Below are 21059 nucleotides of genomic sequence, written 5' to 3'. Positions count from 1 at the left end.
CGGACCGCCGCGGCGCATGATGATATTCGTCATTACCATCTTCCTGATCGCCTGCCTTGTCGCACTTGCATTCACGTGGATGAGACATCCGGGCGAACCGGACGGGAAAACGCCGCCGGCGACGACGGAGCAGAGACCATGAGCGAGGGGGATAAAGATCCTGTTCAGCGGCCATCGTCGTCCGCCGTCGGCAAGCGCACCAGACTTAATGCCGGCAGAATAGCACTGATCCTGGTCGGCACCGTCGCTGTCATCGCATTCACCCTTTATGCGACAATCGTTCTCTACGGGCTCGTCAAGGGTTCCTGATCGATCAGCCGCCAGCGCCATAGATGCCATCGATCGCCTCCGCGACCGCGATGAAATTTTCGCAAGCGGGATCGTAGCGTTCGCCTCTGGCGAGCCTCCTTGCCCAATCCACGGCTGCCCGCCCGCCCCAATTGTCGGGGGGGAGGGCCAGTGTTTCGCTCGAAGTGCCGGACATCCTGACAGCCGCAAAATCGTAAAATGAGCCATCGACGTTTCTGAAGGAGGCGCCTCCCTCGGTTCCGAAGAAATCGGCGCCGATTTCGGCGTCGCAGCCGGCATGGAGTCGCCAGGAGCATGTCAGGCGGATGATTTCGCCGCCGGCAAGTGTCAGCGTTGCCGCCGCAAAATCCTCGACCCGGTCCTTGCTTTCAAGCCTTTTCCCGCCCGCTCTCAAGGCGCTCGTGACGTTGATAACGGAGGGAAAATCGAGGCACCATAAGGCCAGATCGACGAGGTGAACTCCGAGATCGATGACGCAGCCGCCGCCGGACTGGTTCTTGTCGTAAAACCAGGGTTTGTCGGGGCCATAGGCGTTGTGGAAGGTTAGATCGACTGCAAAGATGCTGCCAAGCGCATTCGAGCGGATGAGCTGACGGATCTGCTGCATACCCTCAGTATGGCGATAGGAAAGGTCGACGCCGAGCAGCCTGTCGGCTGTTCTGGACGCATCGACGACGGCCTTGACCTCGGCTGCGGTTCGGCCAAGCGGCTTCTGGCAGAACACGGCAAAACCGGCGCCAAGAGCGCGGATGGACTGTTCGGCATGGTTCGCACTGGGCGTGGCGATCACGATTCCGTCGAGGTTCTGATCGAACATCGCGGCCAGATCGGCGACGATCCTGGCGTCGGGGGCCAGCGCCTGCGCCTCTCGCGCCATGTCTGCGGAAGGGTCGGCGATGGCGGCAGCCTCGGCCACGCCGCTGTCGAGGATTGCTTTCATCCGATGCCGGCCGATCCACCCGACGCCGAGAAAGCCGAGCTGCAGCCGTCTGCCGGCCGCCGCATCTTCTTCGGAAATCAATTCGTTCATGAATATTGCACCAGAGCCTTGAGAAAACCGTCCGGCCGGTCGCGTGTCGTGTTGAGGGCAGCGTCCAGCCTTTCCAGGGGATAGACATGGGTGTAGAGCGGCTGCGGATCGATCCGACCCTGGCGCACGGCTTCTATGGCGTCGCGAATGCCCTTGATATAGACGGCCGGGTCGCGCTCATGAGCGTTGATGACGTCGAGCCCGCGCCAGTTCCAAAGCTGCATGTTGATTTGGCGGGGGCCATCCTGGTGATAACCGGCGATGATCAATCGCCCTCGTTCCTTCGTAAGCTCGCCCGACAGGTCGAGCGGCCATTGTTTGCCGACGGCTTCAACGACGCAGTCGCAGAATTTTCCCTTTGTGAGTGTTTTGACGCGCTCGATAATGCGCCAATGATCATCCATGGGGATGGTCTCGGCCGCTCCCATCTCTCTGGCCACCTGGAGCGAATAGGGCCGGCGCGAGATAGCGATCACCCTTGCGCCTGCGGCCGCGGCAAGCCGGGTGAGAAGCGCGCCTAAAAACCCGATGCCGATGATCGCGACCGTCTGGCCGCTTTCGATATTGCTGCGGCCGAAAATGTTCATGGCGCATCCAAGCGGTTCGCCCGGAAAGGGCTTGCCATCCAACTCCTTCGGCAGCGCTGCGACCATCGAGGCATCGGCGACATCGTGTGTGGCGTAGGCATGGTAAGAAAGAGCTGCCACCCTATCTCCCAACTGAAGGCCTTGAACGTCGGTGCCAATGGCATCGACAACACCCCAGCCTTCGTGGCCCAAGCCACCCGCCTCGGTCGGAAACGTCATCCATTCCGGTCCGGCCCAGGGAGTAAGGTTCGAGGCGCAGACGCCGCATCCTTCCAGTTTCACCCTGACTTGGCCTGGACCGGGCTCGGGTAGGGGACGGGATTCCACCGAAATATGTCCAGGGCCGGTGACGATGGCCGCCTGCATGAGCCCGGCTTCTGGTCTCGCCGCAATGTCCATGAGATGTCCTCCAGTGTGGCATCCCTAGAACAACAGGCCCCCTGAAGAGTTCCGGTAGACGTCAAAGAAGTCATAGATGATGAAGTCAATAAAGATGTCATTGAAGAAGGAACTTTTCTATCCGCGTTCGGTTCGGCGGCCATCTCCGAGGCAGATTATTCAACCGGACGGATCTCATAATGACGATTTTGATAACTGGCGGATGCGGCTTTATCGGTCGCCACGTCGCTGAAGAACTTCTGAACAATGGCTATGGCGTACGTATCCTCGATGCGCTGATCGACCAGGTGCATGCCGACGCGGAAGTCAGCGTGCCTGACGCAGCCGAGGTCATCCAGGGAGATGTCAGAGATAAGGACGCGGTGCGCGCGGCGCTTGCGGGTGTGGACGGCGTCATCCATCTCGCCGCCGAAGTCGGCGTCGGACAGTCGATGTATGAAATTGCCCGCTATGTCGGCTGCAACGACCTGGGCACGGCGGTGCTCCTGGAAGCCATGATCGGCCTTCCCGTCAAAAAGATCGTCGTCGCCTCGTCGATGAGCGTCTACGGAGAAGGGCTTTATCTGACGGCAGACGGAAGGCGGCTCGGTTATGTCAGGCGGCGCATGCAGCATGTCAAGCAGGGGCAATGGGACCCGCTTGATCAAGACGATCAGCCGCTGACACCGGTCGCCACCGACGAGGAGAAGCCGGTCGACCTTGCGTCCATCTACGCGTTGACGAAATACGCCCAGGAGAGGCAGGTTCTGATTTTCGGCGAAGCCTACGGGCTGGACGCCGTTGCCCTGCGTCTCTTCAACGTTTTCGGCGCTGGACAGGCGTTGTCCAATCCCTACACCGGCGTGCTCGCGAATTTCGGTTCGCGCCTCGCCAACGGCCAGCCGCCGATGATCTTCGAGGATGGCAGGCAGCGGCGCGATTTCGTCCATGTCCGCGATGTGGCGACAGCCTTTCGCCTGGCGCTCGAAAAACCCGCGGCATCCGGCCACGTGATCAATATCGGCAGCGGCCAGGCCTATTCGATCGCCGATGTTGCGACGCTTCTCGCCGATGCCATGGGCGTGCCTGAGATCGGCCCCGACATCATGAACAAGGCGCGTTCTGGAGACATCCGCAATTGCTTCGCCGACATTTCCAAGGCGCGCGAACTGCTCGGCTTCGAACCAGAATATCGTCTCGAAAATGCGCTTGCTCCCTTCGCCGACTGGGTGCGGCAGACGGGAGCGGTCGACCGCGGGGCCGAAATGAAGCGGCAACTGGAAGAGCGGGGGCTGGTTACATGAACAAGGGTGGTTCGCGATCATCCAGTCAGCAGGAGATGAGGCGGTTTGGGTTCGTCGAATGGTTCCGGCCCGGAGAATATGAGCGGACCGAGGCCGTGCTGCCGGATATCCTGGCAAGCGGCGCCAGTTATTTGCGCACGCATCTCTCCTGGGCCGAATATCTGGCGCCCGGCGGCGAGGAATGGTTCGATTGGCTGATCCCGCGTGTCGGCAGCCAGATCGATCTTCTGCCCTGCATACACTACACGCCGCCCTCCCTGTCCCGGACAGGCAGGTCTTCGGGCGCGCCGGTCGATCTCAAATCCTATGCTGATTTCGTCGATCACATCCTGACGCGCTATGGCGGCTATTTCCGTCATATCGAGCTCTGGAATGAGCCCAACAACCTGCTCGACTGGGATTGGCGCCATGACAGCGACTTTCTTCTGTTCTGCAAAATGATCGGGGGCGCCGCCTACTGGGCAAAGCAGAGGGGCTACAAGCCGGTGCTTGGCGGCCCGTGCCCCTTCGATCCCTACTGGCTCAACCTGATGGGCACGCGCGGCGTGCTCGGCGTCGTCGATGCCGTCGGCTTCCATGGCTTTCCCGGAACCTGGGACAGCGAGGAGGCAACCTGGGGCGGCTGGGACATGCATCTCGGCGAGATGCGCGGGATCCTCGACCGCTATAATGCCGATGCGGAAATATGGATCACCGAAGCCGGCTACTCCACCTGGCGCAACGACGAGATCGAACAAGCGCGTCGTTTTATCAAGGCGCTGAATGTCTCGGCCGATCGCATGTATTGGTATTCCTGGCACGACGTGCCGCCGGATGTTCCGGTTCAAGAAGGTCTTTGGTTCGATCCTCGGCATTATCATCTGGGTGCTGTCAGCCACGACAATAAACCGAAGCTGCTTGCCCGCCTTTTGATGGAAGGAGGCGTCAAGAGGCTGGAGGAGGTCGCGGCCCTTGGCGCTCCCCATATCGCCTCGGGTGCTGCGCCGGTCGTTGTCACCGGCGGCAGCGGATTTGTCGGCTGCAATCTCGCCGACAGCCTGCTCAGCGACGGCGAGGACGTCATCATCCTCGACAATCTGGCGCGATCGGGAGTCGATCAGAATCTCTCCTGGCTGATAGAGCGGCATGGCGGGCGGGTGCATCCGGTCCTCGCCGACGTTCGCGATCTGCTGGGCATCGAAGCAGCCTTCACAGATGCCAAGGCGGTCTTCCATTATGCTGCGCAGACGGCGGTGACCACCAGCCTCGTCGATCCGCTTGAAGATTTCGAGACGAACGCTCGCGGCACGCTCAATGTGCTGGAATCAGTGCGCAGGGCAGGCAGACGCGCTCCCGTCATTTTCGCCAGCACCAACAAGGTGTATGGCGCTCTCGATGATCTTGGCATGATCGAACTCGACGATCGCTATGTTCCCGAAGACGAGACCGTCAGGACGCAAGGGGTCGCCGAGGACCGGCCGCTGAATTTCTGCACGCCGTACGGATGTTCGAAAGGTGTGGCCGATCAGTATATCCTCGACTATGCGAAATCCTACGGCATCCCTGCCGCCGTCCTGCGGATGAGCTGCATCTATGGGCCGCGCCAGTTCGGCACCGAGGACCAGGGCTGGGTTGCGCACTTCCTGATCCGCGCGCTCGGCGGCGAACCCATTTCCATCTACGGCGACGGCAAGCAGGTGCGGGATATTCTGCATGTCGATGATGCCGTCGCGGCCTATCGGATGCTGCTTCACAATATAGAGCGGGTCAGCGGCAAAGCCTTCAACCTTGGCGGCGGCCCGCGTAACGCCGTCAGCGTGCTCTCGGTGCTGCGTGAGATCGAATCGCTTGCGGGCCGTCCCGTCGAAACCAGCTTTGGCCAATGGCGCGCCGGCGATCAGTTCTATTTCGTGGCCGACACGACGAAACTTGAACGGGAAATCGGCTGGCAGGCCGAAATCGGGTGGCATCATGGCTTACGGCACCTCGCCGAATGGCTGATCGCCCATCGTTTCGGCGGCCGACAGATCCGCAGTGAGAAGCGGAAGGTATCGGCATGAGCGGACATGAACGAAGCAACGGGCGTCGCCGTGTGCTGATGACGGTTGACGCCATCGGCGGCGTCTGGCGTTACGCCGTGGACTTGGCCGCAGCCCTGAAACCGAACGACATCGACGTTGTCTTTGCGGGACTGGGTCCTGCCCCGGCAGAAAACAAGGTCGCCGAGGCAAGCCGGGTCGGCAAGCTCGTATGGCTTGACGCGCCGCTCGACTGGATGGTCGAGGGTGAAGAGGCAGTTGCCGAAGTCCCGCGGCTGATCGCCGATCTCGCGCGCCGGGAAGAGGCAGATCTTCTGCATCTCAATCTGCCGTCGCAGGCGGCGGGCATGGAAACAAACCTGCCGGTTGCCGTGGTTTGCCATTCCTGCGTCGTCACATGGTTTGCCGCCGTCCGCGGAAGTGGAGTGCCGCATAAGTGGCAATGGCAGTATCGGCTGAACCAGGCGGGCTTTGCACGCGCGGATGCGGTTATCGCGCCAAGCCACAGTCACGCGAGAGCGATGGAAGCGGCCTATGGAACAATTGGAGGTCTTAAGGTCGTTCACAATGCCAGCTCCCTTGAGGCTTCCGAAGAGCCTAAGCGGGACTTTGTTCTTGCTGCCGGGCGCTGGTGGGACGACGGCAAAAATGGCGCCGTGCTGGATAAGGCTGCAGCTATGACGCGCTGGACGGTGGCGGCGGCCGGCGCGACCACCGGTCCTAATGGCCAGACCATGCGATTTCGCCACGCCGATCACCGCGGCGAGCTTTCGTATGAGCGGATGAGCGCCTTGACGCGGCAGGCGGCTGTCGTGGCCTCGCCTTCGTTGTACGAGCCGTTTGGTCTTGCCGCGCTCGAAGCGGCGCGTGCGGGCGCGGCCTTGGTGCTTTCTGATATTCCCACCTATCGCGAGATATGGGACGGGGCCGCTCTTTTTGCCGAGCCGCATCGTCCCGACGCCTTCGCCGATGCGTTCAACGCTCTTTCCGACGATCCGCAGCAGCGCTTTGCGCTCGGGCGAAAAGCACGCGCTCGGTCTGGCGCCCTTAGCGTCAAGGCTCAGGCGGAGGTGATGTGCTCGGTCTATTCCGGCATGTCCGCCCGCCGTTTTTCAACAGCAGCGGAGTGATCATGAAGTTCGTTTTCTATACCCACTCGCTGATTTCCGACTGGAATCACGGCAATGCGCATTTTCTTCGCGGCGTCACGCGCGATCTCCAACGGCGCGGCCATGACACGCTGGCGCTGGAGCCGCAGGATGCCTGGAGCCGGGCCAATCTGGTACGGGACCAGGGGCCGGCCGCGGTCGCGGCATTTCACCAGGCTTTTCCGCAGCACCGCTCGCAGATTTACGGCACCAAGTTCGATCACGAAGCAGCGCTTGCCGATGCCGATGTCGTCATCGTCCACGAGTGGACGGAAGCGCAATTGGTCGAGAGGCTCGGCCGCATCCGTCGTGATGGCGCCACCTTCACCTTGCTTTTCCATGATACGCACCATCGGGCGGCCTCCGCCGAAGGCGAGATCGCAGGGCTGAAGCTTGACGATTATGATGGCGTGCTGGCCTTCGGGCAGACGCTACGCGAACGTTATCTCAAAGCCGGCTGGGGAAAGTCCGTCTTTACCTGGCACGAGGCGGCGGACGACGCCCTGTTTCGGCCGCTGCCGGAGATCGACAAAACCCGAGACCTCATCTGGATCGGCAACTGGGGCGACGATGAACGGTCCGCCGAAATCGGCGAATTTCTTATCCGTCCTGCGAGGGATTTGAAGCTCGACACTGTCGTTCGCGGCGTCCGCTATCCCGACCATGCGCTGGACGAACTTCGCAAGGCCGGCATCGCCTACGGCGGCTGGATCGCCAATGCGGATGTTCCCGTTGCCTTCGCCCGCCACAAGGTCACGGTCCACATTCCGCGGCGGCCCTATGTTGAACATCTGCCCGGTATTCCGACTATCCGTGTCTTCGAGGCGCTCGCCTGCGGAATACCGCTGATCTCGGCGCCGTGGAACGATGTCGAACATCTCTTCAAACCCGGCAGCGACTACCTTGTCGCCGGTGACGGCGAGGCGATGAAGAAGAGCCTGCGAGATGTCCTCTCCGATGCTGATCTGGCTGCGAACCTTGCAGCTGCCGGGCTCGAAACGATCAAAGCCCGTCACACCTGCCGTCACCGCGTCGACGAACTTTTCACGATCCTGGCCAGTTGCGGCACGCAAAACGTCGCTGCAGGCCTGCAATCTCGGGAGGCTGCCGAATGAAGATCGCCTTTTATGGTTCGAGTCTCGTCTCCGCCTATTGGAACGGCGCCGCCACCTATTATCGCGGCCTGCTGCGGGCACTGGCGGAGAAGGGTTACGACATCACCTTCTACGAACCCGATGTCTACGATCGGCAGAAGAACCGCGACATGGATCCGCCGGACTGGTGCAGGGTCGTCGTTTACGAAGGGACGATCGACGCCCTCAGGGCCGTTGCCCGTGAGGCGGCCGAGGCTGATATCGTCGTCAAGGCAAGCGGCGTCGGTTTCGAGGACGATCGATTGCTGGAAGAGGTGCTGCGCAATGCCCGGCCCCAGGCGTTGAAGATCTTCTGGGACGTGGACGCGCCGGCGACGCTTGCCGAACTCAGGGCCAACCCCGATCATCCGTTGCGCCTTGCGCTCGCCGGGCTTGATCTCGTGCTGACCTATGGCGGCGGCGATCCTGTCGTCAGCGCATATCGTTCCGTCGGAGCGGCCGAATGCGTACCGATCTACAATGCGCTGGACCCGCAAACGCATCATCCGGTGCCGACGGACTACCGCTTCGCCGCCGACCTCGGTTTCCTTGGTAATCGCCTGCCGGACCGCGAGGCGAGGGTCGAGCATTTCTTCCTGGAGCCGGCGTCGCGTCTGCCGAACCGGACATTCCTGCTTGGCGGTTCCGGCTGGCAGGACAAGCCGATCTCTTCGAACGTCCGCTATATCGGCCATGTCCCGACGCGTGATCACAATGCTTTCAACGTGACGCCGATGGCGGTCCTCAACATATCGCGCGCCAGTATGGCGGAGAATGGTTTTTCGCCGGCGACGCGGGTCTTCGAGGCGGCTGGCGCAGGGGCTTGCCTTATTACCGACTACTGGGACGGCATCGATGTCTTTCTCAAATCGGGCGAGGAGGTCCTGGTCGCGCGCGACGGAAAGGACGTGGCTGCCTTGCTTGGCGGCTTGTCCCGGCAAGCCGCACGGGAAATCGGAGAAAGGGCGCGCCGGCGCGTTCTAGCCGAACACACCTATAGCAATCGCGCCGAAACGGTCGACGAGATTTTTCGCGCACGCCTTGGCGGGCGGGAGGCGGCCGAATGACGAGATCGCTCGACATCGTCTTCCTCGGGCTCTCCCTTTCCTCCTCCTGGGGGAACGGCCACGCCACGACCTATCGCGCCCTGATCAAGGGTCTTCGGCAGGATGGCCATCGGGTTCTGTTCCTGGAGCGGGACGTGCCGTGGTATGCCAGCCACCGGGACCTTCCTTCGCCTGATTTCTGCGAGCTCGCCTATTATTCCGATATCGGCACAATGATTGAGCGCTACAGTGAAAGGCTCGGCAAGGCCGATGCCGTCATCGCCGGATCCTACGTTCCCGACGGTGTGCCGCTCATCGACAGGCTCGAGGCGCTGGAGCCCAAATGCCTCTGCTTTTACGACATCGATACACCGGTCACACTCGCCAAACTCGACCGCGGCGACGAGGAATATTTGGCGCTGAGGCAGGTTTCCTTGTTTGACGCCTATTTCTCCTTCTCCGGCGGAAGGGTGTTGACGCGGCTCGAACAGAAATATGGCGCGCGCAGAGCCATCGCGCTCTATTGCTCGGTCGACGAGGACCGCTATGCCAATACTGGCGAGTCCAATTGCTGGGATCTCGGCTATCTCGGAACCTATAGTCCCGACCGGCAGCCGACACTGGAGCGCCTTCTGCTGGATCCGGCGCGCCGCCTGCCATCGATGCGCTTTGTCGTCGCCGGCCCGCAATATCCTGACGAGATCGAATGGCCGCCCAATGTCGAGCGTATCGAGCATCTGCCGCCTGGCGATCATGCAAGCTTTTACAGCCGGCAGCGGTTTACGCTGAACGTGACCCGCGGCGATATGATTGCCGCAGGCTGGTCTCCCAGTGTGCGGCTGTTCGAAGCCGCCGCCTGCGGAACGCCAATCATCAGTGACTTTTGGCGGGGCCTCGATGAGCTGCTGCCGGACGGCGAGGCGTTGTACATTGCGCGCGCACCGGAGGATGTCGTGGCGCTGCTGACGGAGCTTCGCGACAGCGACCGTCTGGCGGCTGCCGCGGCCGCGAGGGAGCTGGTGATGGGCAGTCATACCGGCGCCGCACGTGCCGGCGAGCTCGCCCGAGCTCTTTCCGATTTGCCCGCCACCCCAGCTTTTGACCGTATCTCAGCGTGAAGGAGAGTATCGATGCTTCAAGTCAATCGTCGCGGAAAAGGCAAGACTGTTCTGGTGGCGGGGGGCGCCGGCTTTGTCGGCTCGCATCTCTGTGATGCTCTTCTCGGCCGTGGCGACACCGTCATTTGCGTCGACAGCTATATCACCGGCTCCCGGGACAATGTCAGGCCGTTGATGAACCATCCTGGCTTCCGGCTCATCGATCAGGATATCTGCAACTTCCTCGAAATCGACGAACCGCTCGACCAGATCTACAATCTGGCCTGCGCTGCCTCGCCCCCGCAATATCAGGCCGATCCCGTCCACACGATGATGACCTGCGTCGCCGGCACGGGTAATCTGCTGGCGCTTGCCGAGCGGCATCGCGCTTCTTTCCTCCAGGCCTCGACCAGCGAGGTCTATGGCGATCCGGCCGAGCATCCGCAGACAGAGGATTATCGCGGCAATGTCAGCTGCACAGGACCGCGCGCCTGCTACGACGAGGGAAAGCGTGCCGCTGAAGCTCTTTGCTTCGACATGCTGCGCGCCGGTCGCGTCGATGCACGGGTCGCCCGCATCTTCAACACCTATGGGCCGCGAATGCAGGCCAATGACGGCCGGATCGTCTCCAACCTGATCGTGCAGGCTCTCTCGGGAAAACCGCTCACTATCTATGGAAGCGGCATGCAGACGCGGTCCTTCTGCTATGTCAGCGATCTTGTGGGCGGCCTTACAGCCTTGATGGATGTGCAGCCCAATCCCGGTGCGCCCGTTAATCTCGGCAATCCCGGCGAATTCACCATCAACGAGCTCGCGCAGATGATCCGTTCGATGTTGCCGCTGCGGACGGCCGTTGCCTATAGGCCGTTGCCGAAGGATGATCCTCAGCGCCGCCGCCCCGACATATCCCGAGCGACCGAACTTCTCGACTGGCAGCCTACGGTGCCTCTCGCCGAGGGGCTCAGATACACGATTGATTGGTTTGCCGCCAATCTGGACGAGCATCCCCGCAAACGCGTTGCAGCGCCTCGCCGCCATCGCAGGGCGGTTGCCCCGCAGACTGCTCCCCTGGACAACTAAGCGAGAAGCGGAAGCAAGCGATGATGAATCCCGCTTTGAAGCAGCGTATCAGCGAACTCGGCCCCTGGTTTCAGAATATGCGGCTGGGAGAGTTCGAAACGGCGCCGGATCATTTTCTCGGTGACTATCCGGCGTTCAAGTGGGAGGGCTTCAAGCATGTCGTGCCCAAGGATCTGGAAGGGCGCAGCGTTCTCGATATCGGCTGCAATGCCGGGTTCTATACGCTCGAAATGAAGCGCCGTAATGCCGGGCGGGTGTTGGGCATCGACAGCGACCCACATTATCTCGAGCAAGCCCGTTTCGCTGCCGCTCATTTCGGCCTCGATGTCGAGTTCAGGCAGATGTCCGTTTATGAGGTATCGAAGCTCCGGGAGAGTTTCGATCTCGTGCTCTTCATGGGCGTTCTCTACCACTTGCGTCATCCGTTGCTGGCACTGGATCTGCTCTACGAACATGCGGTCGCAGATCTCATGCTCTTTCAATGCCTGCAGCGTGGCGACGAGCGTGTCGCCACGCTTGAAGAAGACTACGCCTTTTCGGAATGGAAGGTTTTTGACCGGCCGGATTTTCCGAAGCTGTTCTTTGTCGAAGAGCGCTATGCTGCCGATCCCACCAATTGGTTCATTCCCAATAAGGCAGCAGTCGAAGCGATGTTGCGCAGCTCCGGCTTTGTCATAGAGGCTAATCCCGAACGAGAAGTTTATCTCTGCCGCCGAGGTCGGCGGCCGTACATGGTCGAGCCACCGCCCGTTTGAGGCGATTTGTCGTCGCGCTCCTCTTTCTCTTCAGCATTCTCCTCTGCCAGCTAATACCGGCATGACCCTCGACAATATCCGGCATCTCTACGCCTTTCGGCACCGACCTTGAAGAAGGCGAGGACGCGGTCGGCGCTCCAAGTTATTATCTATGGTAGCGCATTCCGATTTGGGCACCGACGGAACAGGCCAATATTGGGAGCGTTTCCGTTTGAACAGGTATATTGCCGAGGAGGCAGAGCGTCATGAATACGGCTTTTGACGAACGCGCGCAAAAGGCTGTTCTGGTCGTCGAGGACGATTATGCTCTTGCCAGCGAGCTTGCCTCAAAGCTGGCAGCAATCGGAATGAAGGTTGTCGGACCTGCACCCAGCGTCGAACAGGCGCTGAGATATATCGAAGATTCCCGCGTTGAAGTTGCCATCTTGGACATCAATCTCGGCGGAACAATGGTGTTCCCTGTCGCCGATGAGCTATCGAAGCGCAATATCCCCTTCTTCTTCGCAACCGGCTACGGCCGGGACGTTGTTCCCCCCCGGTTTGCCGATCGAATCTTCGTGGAAAAGCCGTTGGAAACGAGCGCGATTTACAGTGCTCTTTCCGATTGTCGAGGCGTGACGGTTAAGGCGCCGGGCGGCAACAAAAATTTCCTTCTTTCCGTACTTTCCCCGCTTGAAAATGATCTTATCCGGCCGCTTCTTAAGCCGGTCCGGCTGGTTCAAGGCGAGGTCCTCGAGCAGCAGTTTGGAGAGATAGCCGCGGTTTTCTTCATTGAAAGCGGGACGGTTTCGCTTGTTGCCTCCTCTCTCGATGGCTCACATGTAGAGGTTGGCCTTATCGGACGTGAAGGCATGACCGGTACCGGGCTGTTGGAGGGTGATTGGCGCACGCCCTACAATCTCGTGGTGCAGACGGAGGGAGCCGCGCAACGTATCGACATCGACAGTTTCCTTCGGCTGACGCAGAGAGCGCCGCAGTTGCGCTCTCTCACATCGTGCTTTTCAAGGACGCTCTCAATTCAACTGGGTTATACGGCTCTGGCCAACAGCCGATATTCCATCGAACAGAGACTGGCCCGCTTGCTGCTCATGCTCGATGACCGCGCCGAAAGCCAAGTGCTGCGTCTGACCCACGAACACATGTCTTCCATGCTCGGCGTCCGGCGTTCCGGCGTTACCGGCGCGCTTCCCATTCTGGAGGGTGAACAACTCATCAGATCGGTACGGGGAAAGGTGATCGTCGTCGATCGGGATGGCCTCATCCTCAAGGCAAACGGCTCTTACGGCATCCCTGAGGCTGAATATGAGCGCTTGATGGGGTTTTCGCTGAGAGGCATCGAGAGTGTTAGGAAGGCCTTTACTCGGTCGCATCCCATCCTTTGGTAGCATGAAAATTTTATGGCCAGACTGCGGAACCGCCACAACTCACGTTGGAGCGTCGGCCTCCACCTCGGCATAGAGCTGCCCGCACAGCGCCAGCGATCGCCGCATCGCAGCGACGCGATCTTCGGCGTCTTCGGATGAATAGGCCCAGATGTCGGTCGCCCAGCTCTTGCCATCCATCTCGTACTGCAGGGCGAACTTATAGAGCCGTCGCTCATCCGCGTCGGTGCTGACGAAAGTGCGGTCGGGATCATCGCGTCGCTTTCTAACGCGGGGAAAACTTACAACATTCAAAACGTGCTCCTTGGGGTTCACTCCTCGCCAGGGTCTAAAGGCCGCTTTTTCATTTGACTAACCTGATCGCCCGGATTTCGTTCCCTGCTTCAGGCGCGAGCAGCCCAGTTCGCGACCCAGCCCTTCAGGTAAGTTGCGTCGCTTGAACCCGGATTCCGGGGAGGAGGAGGTCATGCATACGACGAAGGTATTCAAAGACGGCACTCCAGCCCATGCGAATTCCTGCCGATCTGGCTTGAGCGCGGGCCACGGACTCGTCAGGTTCGCGACACGTGATCGGAAAAAGGACCACCCGGACAAGCTGATAGGCGCGCTTTCAAAGCTGTCCTGGTGACGAACAGCGTGTGCGACTTTTCCGTTTGCGGGGGCTTGCCGACCGAAAACTGGCTGCTCTCGGGAGTGCTAAACAGCGGACGACGGGTTGGCAATGTACCCGGTGTGTGGCGAATCTGGCGGTCATGTTGAAGTGTCCGCCGTTGCGCAAAGTAGAAGTGTCACTTTGGGCTGCCACACGGCACGCCGACCAGCCCCGACCTGAGCGGCCGGTCCGGCACATCACGCTCGCTCATTGCTTTCAGTCCCATCCGCAATCTGCCAGGTCAGCAAACGCGGGGAGGGTGACATTCCAACCTTGCAGAAACAGGACACTTTAACTTTGCGGCTAGAATAAACGTATCGCGTAATCAACATTATGGAACTTTACTCTTTCGGGAGGAGTTTCGTCGCAATCGTGGTGCTTTATGTGGTCTTCACCTCCACGGCGTGTCGCTCCTGCATCGCGCGATCATCGATCCGAAAGTGATGCGCTCTCACGTAGCGGAGCCGAGCTCCCGGGCTCAGACCGCCTCCCGCACCCGCAGCCAGGCATTATGCAGGTGTTTGCCGATGATCTCGACGAGCGTTTCCACATCGCGTCTTTCCAGTGCGGCGACGATGGCCTCGTGCTCGGCCATGGCCGCGGCCCAACGCTCCGGCCCCTCATGGCCGATGAAGCGAATACGCTTCAGCCGCGCCTGCAGTGTGGCGTGGAAAGCTGACAGGTGCGGATTATCGGCAAGGGCCACGAGCGAGCTATGTATCTGCTGGTTGAGCTTATAGTACTCCATCCTCTCACCGGCTTGGTAATGTGCCCTCATCCGGTTATGAAGCTCGCGCACACGCCCGATATCCTGGTCGCTTGCCACCTCGCATGCGAGACGCGCCGCCAGTTCCTCCATCGACCGGATCAGCACGAGCATGTCGTGCACATCCTTGCGGCTAAACTGTCGGACCACCGCACCACGACCCGGAGCAAGTTCCACCAGGCCTTCACTGGCGAGCGATTTCAATGCTTCGCGCAAAGGCGTGCGTGACACGCCGAGTGATTCGCCGAGCGGGATTTCGTAAAGGCGCTCCCCCGGCTGCAATTCTCCCTCGATGATCATGTCGCGCAGCCGGCTGACAATCTCCTGATGGAGCGACTGCCGTTCGATAATTCCGCGCCCTGCTGCTCTTTCGGCCGTGCCGTCCAAGGTGTGATCCCCGATCTGTGTATTGCTTCGACCACATCATCTTATGCCATCGGAAGGGGTCTTCACAATGCGCAAATAATTATGTATACAGAATACAGAATGCGCATGGACAGGCAAATGGCATGGAGGCAGATAGTGGACGCACTGAATAGTGAAGCTCGGGCTGCAGGGCGTCCGACATTGGCATTGGCGATGGGCGACCCGGCAGGAATCAGCCCCGAACTGACGGCCCGGCTGCTGGCGCTTCCCGAGCTGCGCGAGGTCTGCCGCTTCATCGCCGTCGGCGACGAGCGTGTGCTGAAAAAGGGCGCAGATATCGCCGGCGTCGCTCTCGATCTCCAGCTCGCCTCCCGCCACAACATTCCCGACCTGCCGGCAAGCGGGCATGTTTTCGTCGACCTTGGGCATCTCGACCCAGCGGACGTAATCGTCTCCGAGGCCACGCTTATCGGCGGTCAATTCGCGGTCGAAAACTTCCGTTTCGCCCTGCAGCTTGCCCATCAAGGCCGCTGCGACGGCGTCTGCTTCACGCCCTTCAACAAGAAGGCGATGCGCTACGCCTATCCGGGATATGACGACGAGATCCGCTTCGTTTCGGACGTCCTCGGCTATCTCGGCAAGATGCGGGAATTCAACGTACTGGAGCGCATCTGGAACGCCCGCGTTACATCACATATCCCGCTGTCTGCGGTGGCATCCCATCTCTCCCAGAACGCTATTCTGGCCGAATTGGAGCTGACAAGGGAATGCCTGCGGCAGGCCGGCTACGACCGGCCCCGGATTGCGGTCGCGGGTCTCAATCCGCATGCTGGTGACGGTGGCAGCTTCGGCATGGAGGAGATCGAGATCATTGAGCCCGCGGTGAAGGCCGCGCAAGCGCTCGGGATGGATGTCGACGGTCCCTTCCCGGCGGATACCGTCTTCTTGCGCGGTCTCAAGGAAGGCTTTCACGCAGTCCTGACCATGTATCACGACCAGGGCCAGATCGCGATGAAGATGATGGGCTTCGACAAGGGCGTCACCATGATCGGTGGACTGCCGTTCCCGCTCTGCACGCCCGCGCACGGAACCGCCTATGACATCGCCGGTCGCGGCATCGCCGATGTCGGCGCCTCTCGCGAGGCAGTGTTTCTGGCCGCAAGAATGGCTGAGCGGAGACGAGTGCCCGCTGAATAGACGTGATTTCGCAGGCGCTGGAGGGCGCCGATATTACAAAGGGAGGAACTGACATGCTGAAATATTTCTCTGCAATGACGCTTGCGGTCGCGGTTGCCACACCGGCACTGGCTTTTGAGCCGAAGAGGCCCGTCGAGTTCGTGGTTACCTCCGGTCCCGGTGGCGGTACCGACACCTTTGCCCGCACGGTTCAGTCCATCATCACGAAACATGAGCTGATCGGCACCTCGATTGTCGTGACCAACAAGGGCGGCGGCAGCGGCGCCGAAGGCTTCGTCTACGCTGCGGGTTATAAGGGCGACCCCTACAAGCTGACCTTCGGCACCAACAACGAATATCTGCTGCCGAGTGTGGCAGCCGTTCCCTACAAGCCGGAGGACCTCACCCCGATTGCCGCCATGGCGCTCGACGAGTTCCTGATCTGGGTCAATGGCAAGTCCGAAATTGCCAATGCGGCGGCCTTCGTCGAGGCCGCGAAGGCGAAGCCGGGCTCCGTCCAGTTCGGCGGCAGCCAGTCGAAAGACACCGATCAGATCCTCGTCTCCTCGCTCGCCGAAGCAGTCGGCGCGAAGTTCCGCTACATCCCGTTCAAGAGTGGCGGCGAGGCCACGACACAGCTTGCCGGCGGCCATATCGACGCCAACGTCAACAATCCGAACGAGAATCGCGGACAGTGGCAGGCCGGCATGGTCAAGCCGCTCTGTGTTTTCCGATCGGATCGCTTCCCACAAAGCGATGCCGTCCATGACGGCAAGGGCTGGCACGACATCCCGACTTGCAAGGAAGCCGGCATTCCATTGGAAAACTACCGCATGCCGCGAACCGTCTGGCTGCCGGCCGGCGTCGAGGACGATGTGGTCGCCTTCTACCGCGATGTCTTGAAAAAGGTCAGCGAGACACCCGAATGGCAGGAATATCTCACCAAGACCTCGCTCACCGGGCAATTTATGGTCGGCGACGAATTTCAAGCCTACATCGAAAAAGATAAGGCGACGGTTTCCGAGGTGCTCAAGCGCGAAGGGTGGCTCATCAAGTAACCCGTCCAGTTCGAGGAGCTTGCCATGACTGACAACAGCAAAAGGCATCTCAGCCGCCGCACCATGGAGATCGCCACCGCGATCGCCACCGCGGCGGCAGGCGGTGCGGTCTGGTACGGCGCCGTCGAGATCGGAACAGGCTGGACCGAAACAGGTCCGGCACCCGGCTATTTCCCCTTCTATATCGGGCTGCTCATCATCCTGGGCAGCCTGGCGAATCTGGCTCGCGCTTTCGTCAGCCGAAACTGGCGCGAGGACGTCTTTCTCGACGTCGAACGAGCAAGGCCGGTTCTCGCCTTCGCCCTGCCCCTCGTCGGCTTCGTCATCGCAGCCCTCTTGCTTGGCCTTTATGTGGCAACGCTGCTGTACGTCTCGGGGGTCATGATCTGGCAGGGGCGATATCGCTGGTGGGCGGCCGTTCTCGGCGGCGCGGCGGTTGCTGCCGCCTTTTATCTGGTCTTCGAAATCGCCTTTCAAGTGCCGTTGCTGAAGGGCCCGGTGGAAGGCTGGCTTGGCATCTACTGAGCGGGCTGGCCGCTCACGAGCGGCTCGCCACCATCGTTTGGGAGGAAGTTTCATGGAGAATTTCGGCCATCTGCTCGACGGATTCGCCACGGTCATCAGCGGCCATCATTTCATCATCATGATGGTTGGCGTGATGCTCGGCATCCTCGTCGGCGTCCTGCCCGGCCTCGGAGCCCCCAACGGTGTTTCGCTCCTCCTGCCGCTTACCTTCACCATGGACCCGGTGTCTGCCATCATTCTCCTTTCCTGCATGTACTGGGGCGCGCTTTTCGGCGGCTCGACGACATCGATCCTGTTCAACATTCCAGGCGAACCCTCCTCGGTCGCCACCACTTTCGACGGCTACCCGATGGCCCGCAGCGGCCAGGCCACGCGCGCGCTCACCCTGGCTTTCGTATCCGCCGGCATCGGCGCGATCGCGGGCGTGATCATGATCACGCTACTGTCGGGCTGGGTCGCGCGTTTCGCGCTGCAATTCTCGTCGCCCGAATTCTTCGCCGTCTATTTCCTGGCTTTCGCCAGTTTCATCGGCATGGGCACCAATGCACCAGCCAAGACTCTCGTTTCGATGATGCTCGGCTTTGCTCTCGCAACCGTCGGCATGGACACGATTTCCGGCGGGCTGCGCCTTACCTTCGGCGTCCCCGATCTTATCAAGGGCGTGTCGTTCCTGGTGGCAGTAATGGGCCTGTTCGGCATCGGCGAACTGCTCCTCACCACCGAAGAGGGGCTCCGCTTCCAAGGCATAAAGGCCCATATCCGCCCTCTCGACGTGTTGCGAACGGTGGCTGAAATTCCCCGGCACACGGTGGCGATCGTGAGGTCCATCCTGATCGGAATCTGGATGGGGATCACGCCGGCCGGCCCGACTGCAGCATCCTTCATGGCTTACGGCATGACGCGGCGCTTCGCCCGCAACCCTGAGACGCTCGGCAAGGGCGATCCTCGCGGCATCGTCAGTCCCGAAGCCGCCGACCATTCGGCTGGCACCTCGGCGCTGCTGCCGATGCTGGCGCTCGGCGTACCCGGCTCGGCTACCGCGGCTGTGATGATGGGCGGGCTGATGATTTGGGGGCTGACGCCGGGACCGATGCTGTTCATCGATCGACCGGATTTCGTCTGGGGCCTTATCGCCTCAATGTATCTCGGCAATGTCGTCGCCGTCCTCCTCGTACTCAGCACAGTGCCGCTCTATGCCGCCATCCTGCGGGTGCCCTTCGCGATAATTGGGCCTATCATCGTCGCCGTCATCTTCTCCGGCGCCTATCAAATCGCCAATTCTGCCTTCGACATGTGGCTCGTGCTGATCTTCGGCGCCGCAGGCTACGTGTCCAAGAAGCTCGATTATCCGATCGCGCCGCTGGTGCTTGCCATGGTGCTCGGCGACAAGGCCGAGGATGCCTTCCGCCAATCGATGCTGATGTCCAACGGCTCTCTCTCGATTTTCTGGTCCAATCCGCTCGTCTTCAGCATCATGGGGCTCGGCCTCCTGATGCTCGCCTGGCCTCTGATCGGCAAAGTCATGGGCCTGCGCAACTTCATCCGCCGCGGTGGAGAAAACCCTTCCAAAGCAAGCTGAAAACGAGCGCCCCATGTATCGCCACACCCTCTATCCCGCCTCCGGCAAAGTATCCGTCTGCCTGGTCGGCACCGGCGCCTTCGGACGCAGTTTGCTCGCCCATCGTGTTCCCCGGCTGGATATCCGCATCGCGGTCGATATCGACGCAACCCGGGCGGCCGCCGCACTTAGCGCGGCAGGAATTCCGGAGCATGATATTGCGGTGTGCGAGAATGCCGAAACAGCCGAGCAAGCATTTGCCGCCGGTCTGGTCATCGCGGCAGGCGATCTCGCCCACGTCATCGATCGGCCCTTCGATCTTCTGGTGGAAGCGACCGGCAATCCGGAGGCAGGCGCGCGCCACGCCGATATGGCGGTGGCAAACGGCCGCGACGTCGCATTGGTCAGCAAGGAGGTCGACAGCGTGGCCGGCCCCGGCCTTGCCTACCGGGCCGCGGCCCAAGGCTTGGTTGTGACCCCGGTTGACGGCGACCAGCCGAGCCTGCTGATCGATCTGGTGACCTGGGCAGAATTGCTTGGTTTCGAAATCATTGCGGCCGGCAAGGCAAGTGAATACGATTTCGTCTTCGATCCTGCCTCCGAAACCCTGACGAGCAATGGCGAAACCATTTCGGTTTCGGGATTTTCGGATCTGCTCGATCTCGGCCGGTCGGACATCGACGCCTTGATCAGTGCCCGTGCCAAGGCAGCCGCTCGGCTGCCGCAAAGGGCCGTTCCTGATCTCTGCGAGATGGGTGTGGTCAGCCATTCGATCGACCTCGTGCCCGACCGGCCGGAGTTCCATTGCCCCATCGCGCGCATCGTCGAGGTGCCGACAATCTTCTCCAGGCGCGATGAGGGCGGCATCCTTGCCGGAGAACGTCGGCTCGAGGTTTTCCATTGCCTGCGCTTGGCCGGAGAGGTGAGTTTCGCCGGTGGTGTCTTCATCGTGGTGCGCTGCCGCGACGCCGAGAGCTGGGACATGCTGGCCCAGAAGGGCCATATTCTGAGCCGGGACCGGAAGACGGCCATGATCTATCTTCCACGCCATCTTCTGGGTCTTGAGGCGGCAACCAGCATTCTCGACGCAGGCTTGCTGAAGCGCTCGAGCGGGGCGCCGGATCCCCAGCCCCGTCTGGACCTGATTGCTATCGCCGAGCAGGATCTTCCGGCCGGGACCCTGCTTTCAGCGACCGGCCACCATCATGCAATTGCGCATGTCGGATCAGCACTTGTTCCGGCGGCGCCGCTTGCAGACAACGAGCCTGCACCCTATTACATCGCCGCCAATCGCAGGCTGATCAGACCAGTGCGCCATGGCGAAGCCATCCGGGTCGGCGATCTCGACCTCGATTCGAGTTCGCATCTTCTAAGGTTGCGCAGACAGCAGGATGCAATCTTCTTCGGCCGATAACAGCCGACGGAAGAACCAGGCGCCGATGGTCCTGCTTTCAGCCTCCCGGTTTTCGACCTTCTGACGGCGTTCCTTTCTGACGTCGCGGCCATTGCGACGGGCGTGACCACACTGCAACATATGCGCCTGCGCCAATCTCCATCCCCGTCATTTCAAGGAGTCTGCGGACGCAACTGCGAACCAAAAGGCTTTCCTTCGTCGGCAAGCGTCGGAATCTGACATACCGCAGGCGCTTACGGTGCCGCTTGGTTTGCATTAGCCACTCACACTGAGCTGT

The 21059-nt window shown here is 60.9% G+C and carries 19 protein-coding genes; 15 read left to right on the top strand and 4 right to left on the bottom strand.

From position 1 onward, the window contains the following. The first annotated feature begins 138 nt into the window (after nucleotides 1–138). Nucleotides 139–309, top strand: a complete 171-nt coding sequence (locus GA0061105_RS32825; protein WP_167358542.1) for a hypothetical protein — start codon at nucleotides 139–141, stop codon at nucleotides 307–309. A 4-nt stretch (nucleotides 310–313) separates the two neighbouring features. Here GA0061105_RS32825 and GA0061105_RS11865 read toward each other — a convergent pair whose 3' ends face one another. Next, the gene (locus GA0061105_RS11865) at nucleotides 314–1339 is read right to left on the bottom strand and encodes a Gfo/Idh/MocA family protein (RefSeq protein WP_092750299.1); all 1026 of its coding nucleotides are present in this window, start codon (nucleotides 1337–1339) and stop codon (nucleotides 314–316) included. After that, nucleotides 1336–2325, bottom strand: a complete 990-nt coding sequence (locus GA0061105_RS11860) for an MDR/zinc-dependent alcohol dehydrogenase-like family protein (RefSeq protein WP_092750298.1) — start codon at nucleotides 2323–2325, stop codon at nucleotides 1336–1338. The genes GA0061105_RS11865 and GA0061105_RS11860 overlap by 4 nt, the downstream gene beginning before the upstream one ends. A 179-nt stretch (nucleotides 2326–2504) precedes the next feature. Here GA0061105_RS11860 and GA0061105_RS11855 point away from each other — a divergent pair, with 179 nt between their 5' ends. The 9 genes from GA0061105_RS11855 (at nucleotide 2505) to GA0061105_RS11815 (ending at nucleotide 13270) form a co-directional block, all read left to right on the top strand. Further along, nucleotides 2505–3608 (top strand): NAD-dependent epimerase/dehydratase family protein, encoded by a 1104-nt coding sequence (locus GA0061105_RS11855; RefSeq protein WP_064696747.1) that lies wholly within the window; start codon nucleotides 2505–2507, stop codon nucleotides 3606–3608. Next, on the top strand, nucleotides 3605–5647 hold the full coding sequence (locus GA0061105_RS11850) for an NAD-dependent epimerase/dehydratase family protein (protein WP_092750296.1): 2043 nt from the start codon (nucleotides 3605–3607) through the stop codon (nucleotides 5645–5647). Before GA0061105_RS11855 ends, GA0061105_RS11850 begins: the two co-directional genes overlap by 4 nt. Then, nucleotides 5644–6756 (top strand): glycosyltransferase family 4 protein, encoded by a 1113-nt coding sequence (locus tag GA0061105_RS11845; protein ID WP_245304267.1) that lies wholly within the window; start codon nucleotides 5644–5646, stop codon nucleotides 6754–6756. Before GA0061105_RS11850 ends, GA0061105_RS11845 begins: the two co-directional genes overlap by 4 nt. Nucleotides 6757–6758: 2 nt before the next feature. Continuing rightward, nucleotides 6759–7889 (top strand): CgeB family protein, encoded by a 1131-nt coding sequence (locus tag GA0061105_RS11840; RefSeq protein WP_092750295.1) that lies wholly within the window; start codon nucleotides 6759–6761, stop codon nucleotides 7887–7889. Continuing rightward, nucleotides 7886–8974: a CgeB family protein gene (locus GA0061105_RS11835; RefSeq protein ID WP_092750294.1), complete on the top strand. Its 1089-nt coding sequence runs from the start codon at nucleotides 7886–7888 to the stop codon at nucleotides 8972–8974. The genes GA0061105_RS11840 and GA0061105_RS11835 overlap by 4 nt, the downstream gene beginning before the upstream one ends. Next, nucleotides 8971–10071: a CgeB family protein gene (locus tag GA0061105_RS11830; RefSeq protein WP_092750293.1), complete on the top strand. Its 1101-nt coding sequence runs from the start codon at nucleotides 8971–8973 to the stop codon at nucleotides 10069–10071. The genes GA0061105_RS11835 and GA0061105_RS11830 overlap by 4 nt, the downstream gene beginning before the upstream one ends. A gap of 12 nt (nucleotides 10072–10083) precedes the next feature. Beyond that, nucleotides 10084–11130, top strand: a complete 1047-nt coding sequence (locus GA0061105_RS11825) for a UDP-glucuronic acid decarboxylase family protein (protein ID WP_092750292.1) — start codon at nucleotides 10084–10086, stop codon at nucleotides 11128–11130. Nucleotides 11131–11150: 20 nt separating this feature from the next. Continuing rightward, nucleotides 11151–11885, top strand: a complete 735-nt coding sequence (locus GA0061105_RS11820; protein WP_092750291.1) for a TIGR04290 family methyltransferase — start codon at nucleotides 11151–11153, stop codon at nucleotides 11883–11885. A gap of 245 nt (nucleotides 11886–12130) precedes the next feature. Next, nucleotides 12131–13270, top strand: coding sequence for a helix-turn-helix domain-containing protein (locus GA0061105_RS11815; RefSeq protein ID WP_092750290.1), 1140 nt, complete (start codon nucleotides 12131–12133; stop codon nucleotides 13268–13270). Nucleotides 13271–13309: 39 nt separating this feature from the next. Here GA0061105_RS11815 and GA0061105_RS11810 read toward each other — a convergent pair whose 3' ends face one another. Further along, nucleotides 13310–13561, bottom strand: a complete 252-nt coding sequence (locus GA0061105_RS11810; protein WP_167358541.1) for a hypothetical protein — start codon at nucleotides 13559–13561, stop codon at nucleotides 13310–13312. 836 nt (nucleotides 13562–14397) lie between these two features. After that, on the bottom strand, nucleotides 14398–15072 hold the full coding sequence (locus tag GA0061105_RS11805) for a GntR family transcriptional regulator (RefSeq protein WP_245304265.1): 675 nt from the start codon (nucleotides 15070–15072) through the stop codon (nucleotides 14398–14400). A 192-nt stretch (nucleotides 15073–15264) separates the two neighbouring features. On the opposite strand from GA0061105_RS11805, the gene GA0061105_RS11800 reads away from it, so the two are divergent. From GA0061105_RS11800 to GA0061105_RS11780, 5 genes are read left to right on the top strand one after another with little or no spacing between them, the layout of a single operon-like run. Next, nucleotides 15265–16248, top strand: coding sequence for a 4-hydroxythreonine-4-phosphate dehydrogenase PdxA (locus GA0061105_RS11800; protein ID WP_245304273.1), 984 nt, complete (start codon nucleotides 15265–15267; stop codon nucleotides 16246–16248). Between the two features lie 53 nt (nucleotides 16249–16301). Then, on the top strand, nucleotides 16302–17285 hold the full coding sequence (locus tag GA0061105_RS11795; protein WP_092750288.1) for a Bug family tripartite tricarboxylate transporter substrate binding protein: 984 nt from the start codon (nucleotides 16302–16304) through the stop codon (nucleotides 17283–17285). A 24-nt stretch (nucleotides 17286–17309) separates the two neighbouring features. Beyond that, entirely contained in the window at nucleotides 17310–17810 is a 501-nt protein-coding gene (locus GA0061105_RS11790; RefSeq protein WP_092750287.1) for a tripartite tricarboxylate transporter TctB family protein, read from the top strand. A 52-nt stretch (nucleotides 17811–17862) separates the two neighbouring features. Then, on the top strand, nucleotides 17863–19389 hold the full coding sequence (locus GA0061105_RS11785; protein WP_092750286.1) for a tripartite tricarboxylate transporter permease: 1527 nt from the start codon (nucleotides 17863–17865) through the stop codon (nucleotides 19387–19389). A 13-nt stretch (nucleotides 19390–19402) separates the two neighbouring features. Continuing rightward, nucleotides 19403–20782, top strand: a complete 1380-nt coding sequence (locus GA0061105_RS11780) for a flagellar biosynthesis protein FlgA (RefSeq protein WP_092750285.1) — start codon at nucleotides 19403–19405, stop codon at nucleotides 20780–20782. Nucleotides 20783–21059: the final 277 nt, after the last annotated feature.

Origin of the sequence: Rhizobium aethiopicum (assembly GCF_900094625.1) — a bacterium.
In the GTDB taxonomy this organism is placed as follows: Bacteria; Pseudomonadota; Alphaproteobacteria; order Rhizobiales; family Rhizobiaceae; genus Rhizobium; species Rhizobium aethiopicum.
Note: the sequence above shows the minus strand (reverse complement) of the source record. Positions and strands in the feature narration are given on the sequence as shown.